The organism is Methylophilus sp. UBA6697 (genome assembly GCF_002454655.1).
Lineage (GTDB): Bacteria > Pseudomonadota > Gammaproteobacteria > Burkholderiales > Methylophilaceae > Methylophilus.
This window is the reverse complement of the sequence record NZ_DKJH01000016.1, coordinates 1-19,254: the sequence shown is the minus strand read 5'-3', so window position 1 is coordinate 19,254 and position 19,254 is coordinate 1. Positions and strand designations below refer to the sequence as shown.

The 19,254-nt window shown below is 49.1% G+C and carries 15 protein-coding genes; 11 read left to right on the top strand and 4 right to left on the bottom strand.

Features of this window, described 5'->3' with window-relative positions:
- Window positions 1–3 precede the first annotated feature (3 nt).
- From B3355_RS04875 to flhB, 4 genes are read right to left on the bottom strand one after another with little or no spacing between them, the layout of a single operon-like run.
- On the bottom strand, window positions 4–798 hold the full coding sequence (locus B3355_RS04875) for a MinD/ParA family ATP-binding protein (protein WP_292780844.1): 795 nt from the start codon (window positions 796–798) through the stop codon (window positions 4–6).
- Window positions 791–2,146, bottom strand: a complete 1,356-nt coding sequence (flhF, locus tag B3355_RS04870) for a flagellar biosynthesis protein FlhF (protein ID WP_292780842.1) — start codon at window positions 2,144–2,146, stop codon at window positions 791–793. Before flhF ends, B3355_RS04875 begins: the two co-directional genes overlap by 8 nt.
- 1 nt (window position 2,147) lies before the next feature.
- Window positions 2,148–4,235, bottom strand: a complete 2,088-nt coding sequence (flhA, locus tag B3355_RS04865; protein WP_024930095.1) for a flagellar biosynthesis protein FlhA — start codon at window positions 4,233–4,235, stop codon at window positions 2,148–2,150.
- A gap of 21 nt (window positions 4,236–4,256) precedes the next feature.
- Window positions 4,257–5,429 (bottom strand): flagellar biosynthesis protein FlhB, encoded by a 1,173-nt coding sequence (gene flhB / locus B3355_RS04860; protein WP_292780838.1) that lies wholly within the window; start codon window positions 5,427–5,429, stop codon window positions 4,257–4,259.
- 589 nt (window positions 5,430–6,018) lie between these two features.
- On the opposite strand from flhB, the gene flhD reads away from it, so the two are divergent.
- From flhD to B3355_RS04805, 11 genes are all read left to right on the top strand, one after another.
- The gene (gene flhD / locus B3355_RS04855; protein WP_019882294.1) at window positions 6,019–6,339 is read left to right on the top strand and encodes a flagellar transcriptional regulator FlhD; all 321 of its coding nucleotides are present in this window, start codon (window positions 6,019–6,021) and stop codon (window positions 6,337–6,339) included.
- Window positions 6,340–6,388: 49 nt separating this feature from the next.
- On the top strand, window positions 6,389–6,955 hold the full coding sequence (gene flhC / locus B3355_RS04850; protein WP_019882295.1) for a flagellar transcriptional regulator FlhC: 567 nt from the start codon (window positions 6,389–6,391) through the stop codon (window positions 6,953–6,955).
- 157 nt (window positions 6,956–7,112) lie between these two features.
- On the top strand, window positions 7,113–7,856 hold the full coding sequence (locus B3355_RS04845) for a class I SAM-dependent methyltransferase (protein WP_292780831.1): 744 nt from the start codon (window positions 7,113–7,115) through the stop codon (window positions 7,854–7,856).
- Window positions 7,857–8,049: 193 nt separating this feature from the next.
- A complete protein-coding gene (motA, locus tag B3355_RS04840; protein ID WP_019882297.1) occupies window positions 8,050–8,910 on the top strand; it encodes a flagellar motor stator protein MotA in 861 nt (286 codons plus the stop codon).
- 30 nt (window positions 8,911–8,940) lie between these two features.
- Complete coding sequence (gene motB / locus B3355_RS04835; RefSeq protein WP_019882298.1) at window positions 8,941–9,885, top strand: flagellar motor protein MotB; 945 nt, start codon at window positions 8,941–8,943, stop codon at window positions 9,883–9,885.
- A gap of 118 nt (window positions 9,886–10,003) precedes the next feature.
- Window positions 10,004–10,546 carry a hypothetical protein gene (locus B3355_RS04830; RefSeq protein WP_047518011.1) on the top strand — a complete coding sequence of 181 codons (543 nt, stop codon included), beginning with the start codon at window positions 10,004–10,006 and terminating at the stop codon, window positions 10,544–10,546.
- A 43-nt stretch (window positions 10,547–10,589) separates the two neighbouring features.
- The gene (locus B3355_RS04825) at window positions 10,590–10,958 is read left to right on the top strand and encodes a response regulator (protein WP_019882300.1); all 369 of its coding nucleotides are present in this window, start codon (window positions 10,590–10,592) and stop codon (window positions 10,956–10,958) included.
- A gap of 30 nt (window positions 10,959–10,988) precedes the next feature.
- Window positions 10,989–13,385, top strand: a complete 2,397-nt coding sequence (locus B3355_RS04820; protein WP_292780820.1) for a chemotaxis protein CheW — start codon at window positions 10,989–10,991, stop codon at window positions 13,383–13,385.
- A gap of 12 nt (window positions 13,386–13,397) precedes the next feature.
- Entirely contained in the window at window positions 13,398–13,913 is a 516-nt protein-coding gene (locus B3355_RS04815; protein WP_019882302.1) for a chemotaxis protein CheW, read from the top strand.
- Between the two features lie 80 nt (window positions 13,914–13,993).
- The gene (locus tag B3355_RS04810; RefSeq protein ID WP_292780816.1) at window positions 13,994–16,612 is read left to right on the top strand and encodes a methyl-accepting chemotaxis protein; all 2,619 of its coding nucleotides are present in this window, start codon (window positions 13,994–13,996) and stop codon (window positions 16,610–16,612) included.
- A 606-nt stretch (window positions 16,613–17,218) separates the two neighbouring features.
- On the top strand, window positions 17,219–19,254 hold a 2,036-nt coding region (locus B3355_RS04805), incomplete at its 3' end, for a chemotaxis protein (protein ID WP_292780813.1).

Here is a 19,254-nt window from a genome sequence, read left to right as displayed (position 1 = left end):
ACTTTAGGCAACAGCCAGCGATGGCGTGGTGATCCGTTGTTTTTCGAGACGATGTGCCACTGATTTAAACGCCAATGCGGTCTGTCCAGCCTTGGCGACCTCTGTCTTGGCATTGCCTGTTTTTTTCTGCGCGGCACCCGCTGGCTCTTCTAGCGGCATCGCGCCGATAAAGTCCAGGGTGACGCCCAGAAACTGTTTGCATACCTGGTTCAAACGCATAAAGTATTGTTGACCCTGATCATGATTGGCCCCTGTGACAACCACACCCAAAGGAATCTGGCCATGTTGCTGGCTGATATGCTTGATCGTCGTATAGGCGGCTTTAATGGCCGCTTCAGATCTGTCCATTTGAATCACCAGTTCATGCTCGGCAATCAATGGCATCATCAAGCTGTGGTCTTGTGTATCCAGCTGTGCTTCTATCATGACGGTATCGTAATCGTACGAAAGTTGTTTCACTATACCGTCCAGCTGCACTTTTAAATCTTGAGATAAAGGCGAGGTTAACAGGTCATTTTCAGCCAAACAGGTCAGGTCATAACCTTGCGGATGTTTGAGAATGGCGCGTTTGAGTGCACTGTTGTGCGTCACAATCGACTCTAATGAGTGCGCGAGCGCTGGCTGGCGGTTCGCGTGTATCAACAGCAAGCGTTGCTCAGGGGCAAGCATGCCCAGTGCCAGATTGCGCATCCATGGCGTGGCAGGCTGGCCATTGGCGCCGATCACACTGATAATCCGTGCCGACGTCTTGGCCATAATGCGGCGCAAACCATCCGCCTGGTCGCGGTAATTAAACATGTTGCTGCTCCTGGCCAGCCGTTTGCATCATGCTGGAAATTACCAGCGGCAACTCTTCGTCCAGGTACTGGTAAGGCAAACTGGCCTGATGCGGCGTCAGCACGCGTTCGATCAGTGCTGGTTTGTCGGCCACTTCAATATCTTCAGGCACGCGTTGGCCACTGGTGGTGTAGAACAAACGCATGCGTTCGCGGATCAATACATCCAGCACGTTGCCAATCGCTGCGGCTTCGTCCAGCTTGGTGACGATACAACCAGCGATATCATGTTTTTTGTAGCTACGCATCACATCGGTCAGCGTGTCACCGGTAGAGGTGGCATTCAGGCACAACAATTTCTGAATTGGGCTATCGGCTCGGCTCAGCATGGAAAGCTGCTCAGTCACGGCTTGATCACGCTGGCTGACGCCTACCGTGTCTACCAGGATCATATGTTTGTTTTTCAACTCATTCAGTGCAATTTTCAGGTCTTCTTCGTCTTTGACGGCATGTACCATCACGCCCAGGATCTTGCCGTAGATACGCAGTTGTTCGTAACCACCGATACGGTAGCTGTCGGTGGTGATCAGGCCCAGGTTCTGGGTGCCGTGTTTCATCACATAACGTGCGGCCAGTTTGGCCGTGGTGGTGGTTTTACCAACACCTGTCGGGCCAACCAGGGCGTAGATGCCGCCACGGTCCAGCAATGCATCCTCGTCGTCCAGTGTATGCAGGTTACGGCTAATCACTTCTTTGGCCCACATTGGTGCTTTGTTGACATCAATGTGTTGTGGCATTTTTTCAGCAATCTGGCGTGACAGTGAGGCGCTGAAGTTGGCAGAGAGCAGGGTGCTCAGCACTTTGGACTTGGCCGGGCTGTGTTGCAAGTGATGCTGCCAGGTCATCGCGCTCATCTGGGTTTCAAAATGGCTACGCATCTGACGCATTTCCTGCATCATGCCCATCATTTTGTCTTCCAGTGTTTGCGTCGCCACCTGATAAGCCTGTTCTTGTTGCTCGCTATGCAGTTTCAGCATATCCATGATGGCACCTTCATTGGCGGCGGGCTCTTCAGCCACTGGCGTGTTGTTTTGCACGCCAGGTGCAGACATCGCCGCTTGCGGCGCTGCCTGGCGAGTCGGCTGGCCTTGTGCATTCACAAAGTCCAGCAAGCTGCGAGATTGATCCGTGCCCATATCGGTCGGCGCTGAGCTGGCGTTGGATGCAATATCCGTTTCCAGCATGGCCATGATTTCGGTGCCGCCATTGACACTACGGTTCGCGACAATAATGGCATCGTCCCCTAATGCCTGTTTGACTTGCGCCAATGCTTCACGTGCATTTTTGCCAAAAAATCTTCTGATGTTCATATTATTGCGCTCCGATTAAACTGGTGACACGAATGGATTTGTTATCTGGCAGCTCGTCATGCGACAGCACTCTGAGATGCGGGACGGTTCTTCTTAAAAATCTGGATAAAGCCTGGCGTAGCGGGGCAGCGACCAGCAGAACGGGTGTCAGGCCCATTTGCTCTTGTTGTCTGGCAGCGACTTCAGTTTGTTGCGACAGTCTTTCTGCAATGCCAGGCTCAATCACGCTCTGGTTGGACTGATTGTTTTGCAAGGCTTGCAACAACAGTCTTTCCAGTTGGCCATCCAGCGTCATGGCGGTAATTTCATTACTGTATGGGAACAGGTCCTGCACAATGGCGCGGCCGAGTTTGATACGCACCATGGACGTCAGGTCATTGGTGTCCTGGGTGTATTGTGCATGGTCAGCCAGTGTTTCAAGGATGGAGCGCATATCGCGGATATGTACGCCTTCGTTAAGCAGGTTTTGCAATACTTTTTGCAGGCTGGACAGCGTAATCATTTTTGGCACGATTTCTTCAATCAGCTTGCTGGAGTCTTTGCCCATATGGTCCAGCAACTGTTGTACTTCCTGACGGCCCAGCAGTTCGCCTGCATTCAGTGAAATAATATGGTTGAGGTGGGTGGCAATCACCGTGCCTGCGTCGACCACGGTATAGCCCAGGCTTTGGGCATATTCTTTACGGTCTGGCTCAATCCATACCGCTGGCAGGCCAAATGCCGGGTCGGTTGTTTTCGCGCCATCAAGCTCGCCGGTGACGGCACCTGGGTCAATCGCCAGCATCTGGCTGAAGTTAGACTCACCACTGGCCATTTCTACACCTTTCATAGTGATGCGATAGGCGTTTGGTTTCAGTGTCAGGTTGTCGCGGATATGTACCGTTGGCGCCAAAAAGCCAATTTCCTGGGCAAATTTCTTGCGGATGCCTTTGATACGCTTGAGCAGTTCGCCGCCCTGGCCTTTATCCACCAGAGGAATTAGTCGGTAACCGACTTCCAGGCCGATGGTGTCAACTGGCAGCACATCGTTCCATGTTGCTTCTTCGGCTTCGCTGGCTGGCGCCAGTTTGTCTTCTGGCTGCGGTTCCAGCACGGCTTGCTGTTTGGCTTTTTCCTGTTTTTGCTTCACGTTATAAGCCAGGCCACCCAACAGACCACCCAGACCGAGGAAAGCCAGGTGTGGCATGCCTGGGATCAGGCCGATGCCGCCGATAATGCCGGCGGTCACGGTCAGCACACGTGGATTTTCAAACAGTTGGCTAATCAGCTGGCCACCAATATCTTCATTGTTGGCCACGCGGGAAACCACCACACCGGCAGCGATTGAGATCACCAGTGAAGGGATCTGTGCCACCAGGCCATCACCAATCGCCAGCATGGTGTAGTTTTTAACCGCTTCATCAAAGGCGAGGTCATGTTGCACCATGCCGACAATCAGGCCGCCAACAATATTGATGATGATGATCAAAATACCGGCAATGGCATCACCACGCACATATTTACTGGCACCGTCCATCGCGCCGTAGAATTCTGATTCCTGGCCAACTTCTTTACGGCGGCGGCGGGCTTCGTCTTCGCCAATCAGGCCTGCGTTCAGGTCGGCGTCAATCGCCATTTGCTTACCAGGCATCGCATCCAAAGTGAAACGGGCGCCGACTTCAGCAATACGGCCAGCACCTTTGGTGATCACGGTAAAGTTAATAATGGTCAGAATCACAAACACGACGATACCGACGGCGTAGTTACCGCCAATCAAAAAGTGGCCAAACGCTTCAATCACTTTACCGGCCGCATCCGGGCCAGCATGGCCTTCAGTCAGCACCACGCGGGTAGAGGCCACGTTGAGCGCCAGGCGCAGCATGGTGGTCATCAGCAGTACGGTAGGGAAGGCGATAAAGTCCAGCGGCTTGGTAGTTTGCAAGCCTATCATCAAGACCAGGATAGACAGTGCAATATTAAAGGTGAAGAATACATCGAGCATGATGGCCGGTAACGGCAGGATCATCATGGCCAGCAGCAATACAATAATGAGTGGCGCGGCGATTGCTCGTCCGTCCATTTTCCCCATCCATTGTTGCCAATTGTTCATCGTAAACTCCTCAGCCTGCAATTATTCAATCACTGCCGCACTTGCTGGCGCGGCATTTAGCGCATGTGGATCCAGCGCGTCTGGTACTGGCACGTTGGCTGGCATCGCAGGACGCACGCCACCATGCTGTTTAAATACACGCAGCTGGAACACATAGGCCAGAATCTCGGCCACTGCTGCGTAGAGTGTTTGTGGAATCTCACGCTCCAGCTCGGCATGTGCATATAAGGCACGTGCCAGTTTTGGCGATTCCAGCGTCATGACTTCATGTTCAGCGGCAATTTCCTTGATCTTTTGTGCAATCACATCTGCACCTTTAGCGACCACAATCGGCGCACCGTTTTCACCTTCTTTATAGCGAATCGCCACCGCATAGTGGGTTGGGTTGGTAATCACCACATCTGCCTGCGGCACATTGCTCATCATTCTTCTGCGGGCCATCTCGCGTTGTTGCTGGCGGATACGGCCTTTAATCTCAGGACTACCTTCTGACTCTTTAGCTTCATCCTTCAGCTCTTGTTTGGTCATTTTGTGTTTCTGCGCATATTGATAGAGCTGGTAGGGCACATCAATCACGGCAATCAACACCAGCGCAGAGGCAATGGTCAGAAAGCCGGTGACCATATAGTCACTTACAGTGCTGATCCCGGCGGCAAGAGGCATCTGCGACAAGCTCAGCATAGGCTGCAAATCTTTTTTAACGATGGTGTAGCCCACAGACGCCACCAGAATTGTTTTGGCAATCGATTTCAGTAACTCGACCAGCGAGTTTTTGGAAAACAGATTAGCCAGGCCTTTAATCGGATTGAGCTTGCCAAAATTAGGCACCAGTGATTTTTGTGACATCACCCAGCCACCGACCAGAATCGGTGCCGCCACGGCTACTGAGACAATAATCACGCCCAGTGGCAAAAATGCCCACAAGGCTTGCTCAACCACTTTCATCATGTGCACGATCAACAGTTGCGGCTCAAAGGCCATGGCATGGTCAATGCTCAAGCCTTGTCTCAACACATTCTTCATGGCCTCACCCAGTGGACGGCTCAACATCATGATGGCCATGCCAGTGGTAAACAGCACCGCACACGCAGCCAGTTCGCGAGAGCGGGGAATATCGCCGTCTTCGCGTGCCTTCTCCAATCGCTTGGGGGACGCGTCTTCGGTTTTTTCCATATCGCTGTCTTCAGCTGCCATGTCCTCGACTCTTTCGTTTCACAGATACAACACACAAGTTGTATTTCCTGTGAGTGATTATTGGCTAGAAAAACGCTTTTTTATGTCTGGAATAAAAGGGCTTATTGACCGCTTTCTATCAGTTGCGGCTTGCCAGATGTTAAGGAGTGCAAATAATAAAATTATTATTCTTTTTAAAACAATATGTTATGAGGTTTGTTTGGTTTTTTTGAGGTGCAACCCTAAAGTTTTAGTTTGTGCTGTCGTTAACCGGGATAGCACAAATAGTTNNAAACAGACAAAAAACAGTTGTTTACGGAATACAACAGGAAAACTTTAATTATTTTTTGAATTGGAATCAGAATAATGCTGCGAACATAGACGTAAAGTTGTTGCGGTGTAACATTAAAATTACGCCATAACTTATTGATATTTATAGTTATGGTGATTGCCATGTAGGGGTTTGTAAGACAAACACCTACGTGGCTGTTTTCGTCTGTCTTACAAAAGAAACCGACAAACCCTGATTGTTGCTCTTCATGATTGCGCGCAAAGTACGCCTAACGCTCAGGCGGACTTAAATTAACGCTAAAAAAACGGAGACAAGATCATGAACATGCAAAACGATTTACTCGCTGAAATCAAAGATGCCAACCTGAACTATCTGATGTTGGCCCAACAACTGATCCGCGCTGACAAAGCCACTGCGATTTTCCGCCTTGGTATTAATAAGGAAATTGCAGACCTGCTGGAAAACCTGACTAATCTGCAATTACTGAAACTCTGTAATACCAATATGTTGCTGACTCGCTTCCGTTTTGATGACAGCGAAATCCTGGGCATGTTGACCAGCTACTCCAAAGACCCAGCGCAAGCGCATCTGCATACTGCAGTACTGATGTCTGCACAAGCTGCGGACTCCACTGTATAACAGTGTAGACGTTTCCATCTGTCGATAAGAAATAGAAAAGAGGGTTATCATGCAAAAGAAGAGTGTAGTAAACGAAGCAGAACAAATTCAACTGGCAATGCAAATGATTTCATTGGGCGCACGCCTGCAATTGCTGGAATCCCAAACGACATTGTCACGCGAGCGTTTGATCAAGTTGTACAAAGAAATGAAAGGCGTTTCTCCTCCTAAAGGCATGTTGCCATTCTCTACCGACTGGTTCTTGACCTGGCAGCCAAACATTCATTCTTCCATTTTCTATAATATCTACCGCTTTATGGTGGATTATGCTGGCGTAGATGGTATCCAGGCGATTATCAAAGCCTATACGCTCTACATGCAACAAGTTCAAAATCCGGATGCTGCACAACAAGATGAGCCAGTCTTGTCATTGACCCGTGCCTGGACACTGGTGCGTTTCATCGAAAGCAAAATGCTGACAACTAAAGTCTGTCATTGCTGCGGTGGCCAATACATCGTCAACAGCTACGATTTGAACCAGAATTATGTATGTAACCTGTGCCACGTTCCTTCACGTGCCGGTAAAACCAAAAAAGCCAAAGAACTCAGCTACAAACTGGTTTCAATGACTGCTTAACTGGTTGCAAACAGGTGTTTGATATTGCCTGTGAAATGAAGGATTTAGCATGCACTCGATAAAATTGCCGGCAGAGGCGTTGCCATCCCAACCCTGGGTTCAGCGTCTCTTGCCAAAACGATTGTGGTGTCAGGCATTGCTAATCCAGTGTGTGAGTATGCTGTTGATGACGGGCCTCGCGCCTAGCGTGATCAACAGTGTATTTGCGTTTGAATTGCTTAGTCTGGGTATTCAGCTGGATTCCATCTGGTTCTGGTTATTGCCGCATTTGTGCGTCGTCAGCGTATTGGCGAGAGCCGCGCGCATGCCGGTCTGGTGGCGCTGGATACATGTGGCTTTCCCGGTGGCCGTTGTTTTCATGCAGCAGGTTGCGTTACCGGCCAGTGTTTATTTTGCCGGGTTTGTGATGACATTGGCGCTTTACTGGTCTGTACACAATACGCGCGTCCCGTTTTACCCCTCTTTTCCTGCGACCTGGCGTGCCTTGCAACGCATTCTCGAGCAACATGCCGGTGACCAATCCTTGAAAGTGCTCGATATCGGTAGCGGCATTGGTGATATTGCAATGTTTTTAGCCAAACAGCGCATACACGATGAAGTGTCCGGCATTGAAATTGCCCCGTTACCCTGGGCCGTGAGCGCCGTGCGCGCCTTGTTTTCCGGCACCAGCGTCAAATTTACCTTCGGTGATTACCGCGCCATCGATTTTGCCAGTTTAGATGTGATATTTGCCTATCTGTCTCCAGCTGTGATGCAAGACGTCTGGCAAAAAGTGCAACAGGAAATGCGACCAGGCTGCCTGTTTGTCACCTCGGAGTTTCCGGTGCCTGACATTCAAGCCGAGCATATTGTGTTCCCCAGTGCCAATTCGCCAGCCTTGTACGTCTACCTCAAAAAATAGTGTTATCACGCTGTCACCTCGCCTCGACGGCCATCGCTGATGGCCTTATTCGGTATTAACCCCATTGAAACGACAGACGTTTCCATTGTCACCAGTGTGATTTAACTGGCTAAATGCCTTTTATTTAAAAAAATGAATCGGGGCGTGCATTGCTATGCTTTCCACAGTTAACTGCTAAAAGTGGAGTCAAAGCATGTTTGTGATCATTGGGTATGTAGTCGTTTGTGGCATGGTCTTTGGGGGCTATGCACTCGCTGGCGGCCATTTGGGCGCCTTATGGCAGCCACTGGAAGTCATGATGATTTTTGGCGGCGCGTTTGGGGCCTTTATTGTCGGTAATGATACCAAGGCCATTAAAGCCACTATGAAAGCTGTGCCCACCTTGTTTAAGGGGTCTAAGTACAACAAGCAGTTGTATATGGACTTGCTGGCCTTATTGTTTGAAATTCTCACCAAAATCCGCAAAGACGGCCTGATGTCGATTGAAAAAGACATTGAAGACCCTGAGTCCAGTGCCTTATTCACTAAATATCCCTCCATTGTGCATGACCATCATCTGGTCGAGTTTATCTGCGATTACCTGCGCCTGATGGTGTCCGGCAATATGGATGCCTTTCAGGTCGAGAACCTGATGGATAACGAGCTGGAAACCCACCATATGGAAGGCCACGTGCCTGCACATTGTATTGCCAAACTGGGCGACGGCTTGCCGGCGTTTGGTATTGTGGCGGCGGTGATGGGCGTGGTGCACACCATGGAAAACGTGGCTTTGCCACCGGCTGAGCTGGGTATCCTGATTGCGCACGCGCTGGTGGGGACTTTTCTCGGTATTTTGCTGGCGTATGGCTTTGTTGGCCCGCTGTCCGGTTTGCTGGAGCAAAAGCTGGAAGAATCCAGCAAGAGCTTTCAAACCGTCAAAGTGGTGTTGCTGGCCAGCCTGAATGGTTATGCACCTCCGATTGCGGTTGAGTTCGGCCGTAAAGTCCTGTATTCGACCGAGCGTCCTGGCTTTACCGAGCTGGAAGAGCACGTCAAACAGGCTAAATCCAAATAAGTGCAAGATTAAGACCGCCGGGAGAGCGTCATGGCAGAAGAACATATTGCCCCGATTATTGTTAAAAAGATCAAAAAGGGTGGCGGTGGCCATCACGGTGGTGCCTGGAAAATTGCTTATGCTGACTTTGTGACAGCGATGATGGCGTTTTTCCTGTTGATGTGGTTGCTGGGGTCTACCTCGAAAGCGCAAAAAGAAGGCATTGCCGAGTATTTTCAAACGCCTTTGCATATGGTGTTGATGGGGCCTTCACTCGGCCAGAGTGATTCGGCCTTGAAAAATACCGGTGGTAAAGATGTCACCAAAAAACAGGGTCAGGTCAAGCCGGTAGAAGGCGATCCAGGCAAGCTGAAGACGGTCAAGCTGGAAGATGTTAAAGAAGTCTTGAAACAGGCCGAAAAAGTCAAACTGGAGGCATTAAAAGCCAAGATTGAGCAGGCCATCGAAGACAACCCGACGCTGCAACAATTTAAGTCTCAGCTCAAGCTGGATATTACCAGTGAAGGCCTGAGGGTGCAGATTATTGATGAACAGAACCGGCCCATGTTTGAAAATGCCAAAGCCGAGTTACAGCCTTATGCCAAAACGATTTTGCGCGAGATTGGCAAAACGCTGAATGGCGTGGATAACAAAATCAGTTTATCCGGGCATACCGATGCAGCGGGTTATGCCAATGGCGATCATGGATACAGTAACTGGGAGTTGTCTGCTGACCGCGCCAATGCCTCACGGCGTGAGCTGATTGCGGGCGGTATGGATGAGACCAAGCTGATGCGTGTGGTTGGCCTGGGTTCGGCCATCATGATGGATAAAGAGAATCCGTTTAATCCGATTAACCGCCGCATCAGTTTAATTGTGATGAACAAGGAAACCGAAGAGGATTTACTCAAGGATAACGAACAGATTTCTGTCAGTGAGCATGATAAAACGCAAGTAGAAGCATTGCAGAATAAAGCGGAAAAGCCTGCGCCCTGAAGAAGGACAGGGAAAATGGGTGAAGAGGTTGGCGGTTAAAGCGTACAAGAAATAAGTCATTTTTACATTGTTTATTTCTTGATTGAAAAACAGGGAAATCAGGCAAGATAGGACCACTATGAAAACATTGCCCATAGAAGAGTTAAGAGAATTACTGGCCGCGGTCTCGCGTCACGGTGACTGGCATCTGCTCGAAATCGAAACCGATTTGCAGCAAACCGCCTTTTTACTGAATGAAGCGATTGAAAAGCTGGGTGCCAGTTTTATGACGGTATATGCCCAGTTAATGGAGCAGCAGGCAGCGGTGCAGTTGCTGGTTGAGGCTGGTAAGTTGCAGCCTGAAGAAATGCAGCAATTGCAGGTGTTTCAGGACAACATCGGCCAGGAAGTGAACAAAGTAGTGACTGGCATGCAGTTTCAGGACATGACCAACCAGTTGTTGCAGCGCACCATCAACCGCGTGCATGGCTTAAAAGATTTGTTACATGAGCTGTCCAGTCATCAGTTTCCGATGGCTGCTGATGACGAGCATGAAGAAATCAGACGCTTCATCATGCAGCTTAACCAGAATTTTGATCAGGGTAGCCAGCATCTGACCGGCAATTTACGCAAGTCAGTGGATCAGAAAAACTTGGCTACCGGTGACATAGACTTATTTTAATACAGCGGCGTTTAACGAAATTAGTGAAAAAGGCGAATCAAACATGGCGAAAACAATTTTAACAGTAGACGACTCCGGATCATTGCGTCAGATGGTGGCTTTTAGTCTGAAAGCTGCTGGCTATGATGTCGTGCAGGCCGTAGATGGTCAAGACGGCCTTAATAAAGCCAAAGAGAAAACGGTGGATCTGGTATTGACCGATCAAAACATGCCGGTGATGGATGGCCTGACACTGATCACCAATTTGCGTACGCTTGCTTCCTATCAAAGAGTGCCTATTCTGATGTTGACCACAGAGTCTTCTGACGAAATGAAAGCAAAAGGTAAAGCCGCAGGTGCCAATGGCTGGTTGGTGAAGCCTTTTGATCCAAAGCGCCTGATTGAAGTTGTCCAAAAAGTAATCGGTGCCTAAGCGCCGCTGGTAAAGGAACTGGAGTAAACAATGACAGTGGATATGAGCCAGTTTTACGAGGTGTTCTTTGACGAAGCCGAGGAGTTGTTGGCTGAAGCAGAGCACCTGTTGCTTGGTATCGATGTGGAATCGCCAGATGTTGAGCAATTAAACGCTATTTTCAGGGCGGCACACTCTATTAAAGGCGGTGCTGCGACCTTTGGTTTTATGGACATGACAGAAATTACGCATGTGCTGGAAAACCTGCTCGATAAAATTCGCAAAAACGAGATGGCGTTGACCACCGAACACGTTGATGCATTTTTGGCTGCCAAAGATGTGATCAAGATGCAAGTCGATGGTCATCGCCATGGTTCAGATGTGAATGCTGAGCAAGTGAGCGATGTGGCCATGATGCTGAAATCACTTTCAGAAGGTAAAGCCGCCGTCGCGGCTGAGCCTGTGGTGGCCGCTGCCAGCGCTGAGGCTGCACCTGCTGCAACGCCAGCCGCTACGGCTGCCGCCGAAGTGGCGAAAACTGCATTGACGATCACCGCTGAAGAAAAAGCCAAGGGTATGACTCTGTATGACGTTGGTTTGCCAACCGTCACTGAAAAAGACCTGGCTAACCTGAAAGATGAGCTGGCTTTGTTGGGTGACGTCGAGGTTTATCAACGCAGCGAGAATGTACATGCTGTGCTGATTAAAACGGACTCTAGTGCCGATGACATTGTGTCTATCTGTTCATTTATTGTTGACGCCGATGCCCTGGTGATCCAGGTAGCGGGCGATGCTGCCAGTGAACCAGCCGCTACGCCAGCCGAAGCTGCAACAGCGGCTGCGCCAGTTGAGGCAGCCCCTGCGGCAGAGGCTGGTTATGGTTTCTTTGATAATGATCCGATTATCAAAACTGAAACAAAAGCTGACGATGGCAGGGTGCAAGTCGCTGAAGAAATGGGCTATGGCCTGTTCGCCAGCAATGGCGAAGAGCAGCAGGAAGAGGGCTACGGTTTCTTTGCACCGTTTAAACCACATCCGGATGCGCCTAAAGCACAAATGATCGGTGATGATAATGCAGCCGCTGCAATGGCAAAAGCCAAGGCAGAGGCTGCTGCAACCGCTGTTGCCACGCCTGCCGAGGCCGCACCGAAAGAAGAGCGTCGTCAACAGGGGCGTCGTGAGACTGATAAACCTGCTGCCGCACAAAGCGCAGAAAGCACTTCGATTCGTGTTGGCATCGAGAAGGTTGACCAGTTGATTAACCTGGTTGGCGAGCTGGTCATTACACAAGCCATGATTGAGCAGCGTGTGAATGCCCTCGACCCGGTGGATAACGAAGCCTTAATTAATAGCGTCAGCCAGTTGACCCGCAACACGCGCGACCTGCAAGAGTCAGTGATGTCGATTCGTATGATGCCGATGGACTTTGTGTTCTCGCGCTTCCCACGTATGGTACGTGACCTGGCTGGCAAGTTGGGCAAAAAAGTGGAATTTGTCACCAGTGGTGCCACCACTGAGCTTGATAAGAGTTTGATTGAGCGTATTGTCGATCCATTGACCCATTTGGTACGTAATAGTGTGGACCACGGTATTGAGAAACCTGAAGTCCGCCGTGAAATGGGTAAGCCTGAAAGCGGTACTTTAACCTTGTCTGCTGCACATAAAGGCGGCAGCATCGTGATTGAAGTGACTGATGATGGCGGTGGCTTGAACCGTGACAGAATTCTGGCCAAAGCGGCCTCAAATGGTTTGCCAGTGAATGAAAGCATGACCGATAACGAAGTGTTTAGCCTGATTTTTGCACCAGGCTTCTCTACGGCTGAAGTGGTCACCGATGTGTCTGGCCGCGGTGTGGGCATGGACGTGGTGAAACGGAATATTACCTCCATGGGCGGTCATATCGAGATTCGCTCTGCATTAGGCTATGGCACAACGATTTCAATTTCGCTGCCACTCACCCTGGCGATTTTGGACGGCATGTCTGTGTCGTTGGGCAAGAGCGTTTATGTGGTGCCATTGAACCTGATTGTAGAAACACTGCAACCACGTGCCGAAGACCTGAAAACAGTGACCGGCGAAGGATTGATGGTGCATGTGCGTGGCGAATATTTACCGATTATCGCCTTGCATGCCTTGTTTAACCATCCGACCCAGATCACTACCCCGACTGATGGTGTGTTATTGATCCTGGAAGCCGATGGTAAGAAATCCGCTTTGTTTGTCGACCGTTTGGTTGGCCAGCAGCAAGTGGTGATCAAGAGCCTGGAAACCAACTTCAAGCGCATTCCTGGCGTCTCTGGCGCCACCATTATGGGCGACGGGTCGGTGGCATTGATTCTGGATGTGCCAGCCATTATCCAAATGGGGCAAACCACAAACTACGTGACTGGTGGCATGGCGTTTTCCAACCAGAATTATTTAACTTCACAAAATACCATCAATGCATAAGGAGCATATGCAATGAGTACAAGCACAGAAATGAGCAATTCCTTAAGCGGCAACGCAGGCAATGGCTTGAAAACAGCGGCGGGTGAGTACCTGACCTTTGTCTTGGGCAGCGAGCAATACGGCATCGAGATTCTTAAGGTGCAGGAAATTCGCGGCTATGACGCGGTGACCCAAATTGCCAACATGCCATCCTTTATTAAAGGGGTGATTAACCTGCGTGGCAAGATCGTGCCTATCGTCGATTTGCGCATCAAATTCAACCTGGGCAAGGTCGAATATAACGAATTCACCGTGGTGATTATTCTCAACCTCAACGGGCGTATTGTCGGCATTGTGGTCGATGGCGTGTCTGATGTGCGTGAGCTGCGTGAAGAGCACCTGCGTGAAGTGCCATCATTGGTGACCCGCATTGACACCAAATATATCGTCGGCCTGGCGACCATTGAGCAAGAAATGCTGATCCTGGTGGACATCGATAAACTGATGACCAGCGATGAGATGCAATTGATGGAAGCGGCTGTACATTAACTAACATTATAAAAACGTGCACAACAGCAAAAACATAAGCGCGATTACTCTAAACAGAGATATTTTCCAAGGATAAAATTATGTTTTCTACCATCGTGAACAAGCTGGCGGCAGGGACTCGGGATTATCGTAACAATCTGGATCAGGTGGCTGAATTCAGCGCGCTGAAGTCTGAAATCAACAAAGCAAGAGCGATTGTTGAGCTGAATGCCAAGGGGGATATCAGCCAGGTCAACGACAATTTGTGCCAATCGCTAGGCTACAGCGCAAAAGAGCTGGTCGGCCAGCATCACCGTGCTTTACTGACGCGTGAAGACGCTGGCAAGCCGGACTACGAACAGTTCTGGAATGCTTTGCAGGGCGGTAAATCTCAAGGTGGTAGCTTCAAACTGAATAACAAAGAGGGGCATGAGGTTTGGTTCCAGGGCTATTACGCGCCTGTGATGCAAGGCTCGCAACTACGTAAAGTGGTGGCTTATCTGACTGATGTGACGGCGGATAAAAAGCGTAATCTGGCGCTGCAAGAAGAAGAAAAAGCCTTGAATCAGTCTTTTGGGGTGATGGAATGTGACCTGAAAGGCAATATTCTTGAATGCAACGATGTGTTCCTGAAGCCGCTGGGTTATCAACACAGTGAAGTGATTGGTAAGCATATTTCGATACTGTTAAAAGCAAATACAGCCCAAAGTGCTGAATATAAGCAACTTTGGGAGAAGTTGAATAAAGGCGAGAACGCCAAGCTGGAAATCTGTCGCGTCGCCAAAAATGGTAACGAATACTGGTTTAGCACCAGCTATGTGCCGATTGTCGGCGCAGATGGCTCAGTGCTTAAAGTAAAAGTCTACTCTTATTGCATTACCCAGGAAAAACAGCGTCAACTGGACTTTGAAGGCCAGATATTCGCTGTGAATAACTCACAAGGCGTCATTCAGCTGGATATGAGTGGCCATGTGCTGACCGCCAACAAAAACTTTCTTGATCTCACCGGCTATGCGCTGGATGAAATTCAAGGAAAGCATCACAGTATGTTTGTCAGTGAACGTTTTAAAAATAGCCAGGAATACAAAGAGTTTTGGGCTAAGTTGAACCGCGGCGAGTCAGATGTCGGTGTTTATCATCGCTATGGTAAACAAGGTAAGGATATTTACTTGCAGGCTTCTTATAACCCGATTATCGGCCTGGATGGCAAGCCGGTGAAAGTGGTTAAATTCGCTACAGACATTACCAGTGCGGTATTGGCGGATCAGGCGCAGAAGGTGAAAACCCGTGAAGCGACCATGATCAAAAATGCTTTGGAGGCTTCATCGAATAGTTTGATGATGGCCGACAAAGACGGCGTCATTACTTATATGAACCCGGCTGCGCTGGAGTTGATGCGCGAATCCAGCAAAACATTCAAACAGTTATTTCCGCACTTTGATGCAGAGAAACTGATTGGTCAAAGCTATGATGTATTTCATAAAAATCCATCGCATCAGCGTAACCTGTTAGGTGGACTGACTGGCAAGCATCAAACCGAAATTGGTGTCGGCGATATGTTCTTCCGCCTGACAGCAAACCCGATTTTCGATAATGATGGCGAACGTCTGGGCACCGTGATTGAATGGGTAGACCAAACGCAAGAGAAGCGCGTGGAAAACCAGATCAAAGAAGCCTTGAAATCCGCTGTTGATGGTGATGTGACCTATCGACTGGATAGCTCGATTGCCAAAGGCGCTGCAGTTGAGACCATGAACTCCATCAACCAATTGCTGGACATCATGAACGATATTCTGGTGAACGTGCGTGAAGCAGGCGAAACCATTAATACAGCCGCACATGAAATCTCCAGCGGCAACAACGATTTGTCCAGCCGTACCGAGCAACAGGCGTCTAACCTGGAAGAAACTGCCTCCAGCATGGAGCAGCTGGCTTCTACCGTGAAACAAAACGCCGAAAATGCACGCCAGGCCAATCAAATGGCTGAAGCCGCGTCACAAGTGGCGATTCGTGGTGGTGAAGTCGTTGGTAACGTGGTGACCACCATGAGTGCAATCAATGAAAGCGCACGTAAGATTGAAGATATTATTTCTGTCATTGATGGCATTGCTTTCCAAACCAATATTCTGGCACTAAACGCTGCGGTAGAAGCTGCGCGTGCAGGTGAGCAGGGTAGAGGCTTTGCGGTGGTGGCAGGTGAAGTGCGCAATCTGGCACAACGTTCAGCCAGTGCAGCGAAAGAAATTAAAGAGCTGATCACTGACTCTGTGAATAAAACTGCTGACGGTACCAAACTGGTGGAAACTGCTGGTGAAACCATGCATGAAGTGGTGACCTCGGTGCAGCGTGTGACCGATATCATGAGCGAAATTACAGCGGCTTCTGCTGAACAGAGCTCAGGCATTAACCAGGTCAACGATGCCGTTAACCATATGGATGAAGTGACCCAGCAAAACGCCGCCTTGGTGGAAGAAGCTGCGGCCGCTGCTGAGTCATTGGTTGAGCAAGCCTCTAACCTGATGGATACCGTGAACAGGTTTAAAGTGCGTGGCGGTACAACACAAGCCCCCCGTTCTGCGGCGCCACGTGTTGCAGTTGCCAGCCGTCCCGCTGTGGCTGCGCCAGTGAGCAAGCCTAAACCGGCTGCACATACGAATAGTTATCAACCAGGCAAATCGACTAAAACCGGTACGGATGATACTGAGTGGGAAGAGTTTTAACGCAATGATTTAACAATGTGTCTGCTTGTTTCTGTGAGAGGAAAAGCCCATGACAAATGTCTTTCTGAAAGTGGTGAGTGCCCTGGTTGAAGGTTTTTTGTTGTGGGCATCGGCGGTGATTGGTTATCCATTATAAGTAATCATGCTGTATGAAATAAATTTTAAAAACCGACGAAAGTCGGTTTTTTTATGCCTGTTTCATTCGTAACTGTATGGAGGCTATCTCTAGAAAAGCAACGCTAGTTTTCGAAAAGATCGCTGGTGATGGATTGAAACATAAACCCCTGTTTTTTTCCTCAATTGAAAATGCTGCTGTCCTTTTATCATGATAAAACCATCTATCAGCTGTGGTTGATTGCAACGAGGCAGTCACCATTGATAAACGATGTGTTGACTCCAGTCTGGGCTGGACAGTCAGTACATGGTGCCAAACGGCGAGAACAATATGCAGACGTTTCATGATTGAGATGTATACAACGACGTATGCATGACGCCCGTGACACACGGTAATAATCCCTCACGTCTGAACGCTTATATTTTACGTTTTCTCGATGTTTAATCGATTGATGGTTGTTCGATTGAATTTATTAACACAGAGGATGCGTCATGCTTAACAAGCTCTCTATCACCAAAAAACTTACGTTGATGGCATGTATTATCTTGCTGCCCTTAACTTATCTCGCCTCGGTCAATATTCTTAAAAATAAAGCAGATATCAGGACAACCGATGCTGAAGTTCAAGGCATCGCCTTAATCAGCCCGTTAATGGTCATGATTGAGGATGTGCAGAAACATCGTGGGATGATGGCCAACTACCTTTCAGGTAAGCGCGAACTGCAACCGAAAATTGCCGAGTTGGAGTCCAAGCTGGACAAGGACATTGAAACGATTCGTTTCATGCATGAGACTTCTCAGGTAGTGAGCCATGACGATCCTTACTGGATTGAGTTTTCAGATAAGTGGCAAACCGCGATCACGAATTATAAAACCCTGACATTGGCCAGCCTGGCCGCCAGCCGTGAAGAAAGTTTTGTCAAACATACGGCAATTATTAACTTTCTGATTGAAGCCACGGTAATTAAGGCAGATATCAGTGGGTTGACGCTGGATCCGCTTGAAGAGTCCTATTACATGATGGATACAGCGGTGTTAAAAGTTCCGCCGTTGATTGAAGTCATGGCGCAAGTGCGTGGCCTCGGCGCTGGTGTGCTCGCTAAACAGGCGCTTTCAGAAAATGAGCGTTTGAAGCTGGAAGGGCTGGTCAATGCCATGGAGCAGACGGATGGCCGTTTTATGCACAATATGCATGTGCTGTCGCGCTACGACCAGAAGAATACGCAAGAAATACAGCCTTTGCTCGATGCCACACAGCATCTCAAGCAATTACTGCTTACTGCGATTTTAAAGAATGAATCTCTGTCTTATGATTCGCAGCAATATTTCAATCAGGCGAGTGCGCAAATTGAAATCGCCTATAAAAGCTATTACGCGTTGATGGATCAACTGCAGCACACACTGCAAAAAAGAATCACTCAACAAGAATATCAGTTGTATACCACACTGGCGATGACTGCGTTGGGCCTGTGCCTGGTGTTGTGGATTGTGTATGCCGTTTCCAGGGATATTATTGCTAAATCCATGCTGGCCAAACAAATGATGGAAGACCTGGTACAGGGGAATATTCAGGCGGTGCAGCAAGAGATCGTTCCGCATGACGAACTGGACGAGGTTATTATTTCAGCCGGTAAACTAAATCATACGATACATACACTGGTCAATGAATCCAAACAGTTGGCCAGTTCAGCCAGTGCCGGCAATTTGAGTGCGCGCGGTGAAAGCAGCAAGTTTGATGGCGAATACAGAGTATTGGTGGATAGTATTAACCAGACTCTGGATGGCGTCATTATCCCCTTGAATGTGGCTGCACAATACGTGGATGACATCTCCAAAGGCAGAATACCAGCCAAAATCACGGATGCCTATAAAGGTGATTTCAATACGATTAAAAACAACCTGAACCAGTGTATTGATGCGGTGCAGGCCTTGGTTGCTGATGCCAGTATGCTGTCTCAGGCTGCGGTGGCTGGGCGCTTATCCGCCCGGGCCGATGCCAGCAAGCATCAGGGCGACTTCCGCAAGATCGTGCAGGGGGTCAACGATACCCTAGATGCGGTGATTGGACCATTGAACGTGGCTGCAAAGTATGTGGAAGATATTTCGCATGGCCACATTCCGGCCAAAATAAGTGATCATTACAATGGTGATTTCAATACCATTAAGAATAACCTCAACCAGTGTATCGATGCGGTTAATGCACTGGTGACCGATGCCAACATGCTGTCAAAAGCAGCTGTCGATGGCCAGTTGTCTACGCGTGCTGATACCAGCAAGCATCAGGGTGACTTCCGCAAGATTGTCGAAGGGGTGAACAATACACTGGATTCGGTGATTGGCCCATTGAGTGTCGCGGCGAACTATGTTGATCGTATCTCCAAAGGCGATATTCCCGCGCGTATCAATGAACATTACCGAGGTGATTTCAACGCGCTCAAGAATAACCTCAATACCTGTGTGGATGCCGTCAATCGGCTGGTGGCTGATGCTGACCTGCTGGCTAACTCAGCCAAAGAAGGCCGCATTAC

Bases quoted from the DNA above. Each gene is read 5' to 3' on its own strand.
- B3355_RS04875 (WP_292780844.1), bottom strand. From the start codon at position 798: ATGTTTAATTACCGCGACCAGGCGGATGGTTTGCGCCGCATTATGGCC.
- flhF (WP_292780842.1), bottom strand. From the start codon at position 2,146: ATGAACATCAGAAGATTTTTTGGCAAAAATGCACGTGAAGCATTGGCG.
- flhA (WP_024930095.1), bottom strand. From the start codon at position 4,235: ATGAACAATTGGCAACAATGGATGGGGAAAATGGACGGACGAGCAATC.
- flhB (WP_292780838.1), bottom strand. From the start codon at position 5,429: ATGGCAGCTGAAGACAGCGATATGGAAAAAACCGAAGACGCGTCCCCC.
- flhD (WP_019882294.1), top strand. From the start codon at position 6,019: ATGAACATGCAAAACGATTTACTCGCTGAAATCAAAGATGCCAACCTG.
- flhC (WP_019882295.1), top strand. From the start codon at position 6,389: ATGCAAAAGAAGAGTGTAGTAAACGAAGCAGAACAAATTCAACTGGCA.
- B3355_RS04845 (WP_292780831.1), top strand. From the start codon at position 7,113: ATGCTGTTGATGACGGGCCTCGCGCCTAGCGTGATCAACAGTGTATTT.
- motA (WP_019882297.1), top strand. From the start codon at position 8,050: ATGTTTGTGATCATTGGGTATGTAGTCGTTTGTGGCATGGTCTTTGGG.
- motB (WP_019882298.1), top strand. From the start codon at position 8,941: ATGGCAGAAGAACATATTGCCCCGATTATTGTTAAAAAGATCAAAAAG.
- B3355_RS04830 (WP_047518011.1), top strand. From the start codon at position 10,004: ATGAAAACATTGCCCATAGAAGAGTTAAGAGAATTACTGGCCGCGGTC.
- B3355_RS04825 (WP_019882300.1), top strand. From the start codon at position 10,590: ATGGCGAAAACAATTTTAACAGTAGACGACTCCGGATCATTGCGTCAG.
- B3355_RS04820 (WP_292780820.1), top strand. From the start codon at position 10,989: ATGACAGTGGATATGAGCCAGTTTTACGAGGTGTTCTTTGACGAAGCC.
- B3355_RS04815 (WP_019882302.1), top strand. From the start codon at position 13,398: ATGAGTACAAGCACAGAAATGAGCAATTCCTTAAGCGGCAACGCAGGC.
- B3355_RS04810 (WP_292780816.1), top strand. From the start codon at position 13,994: ATGTTTTCTACCATCGTGAACAAGCTGGCGGCAGGGACTCGGGATTAT.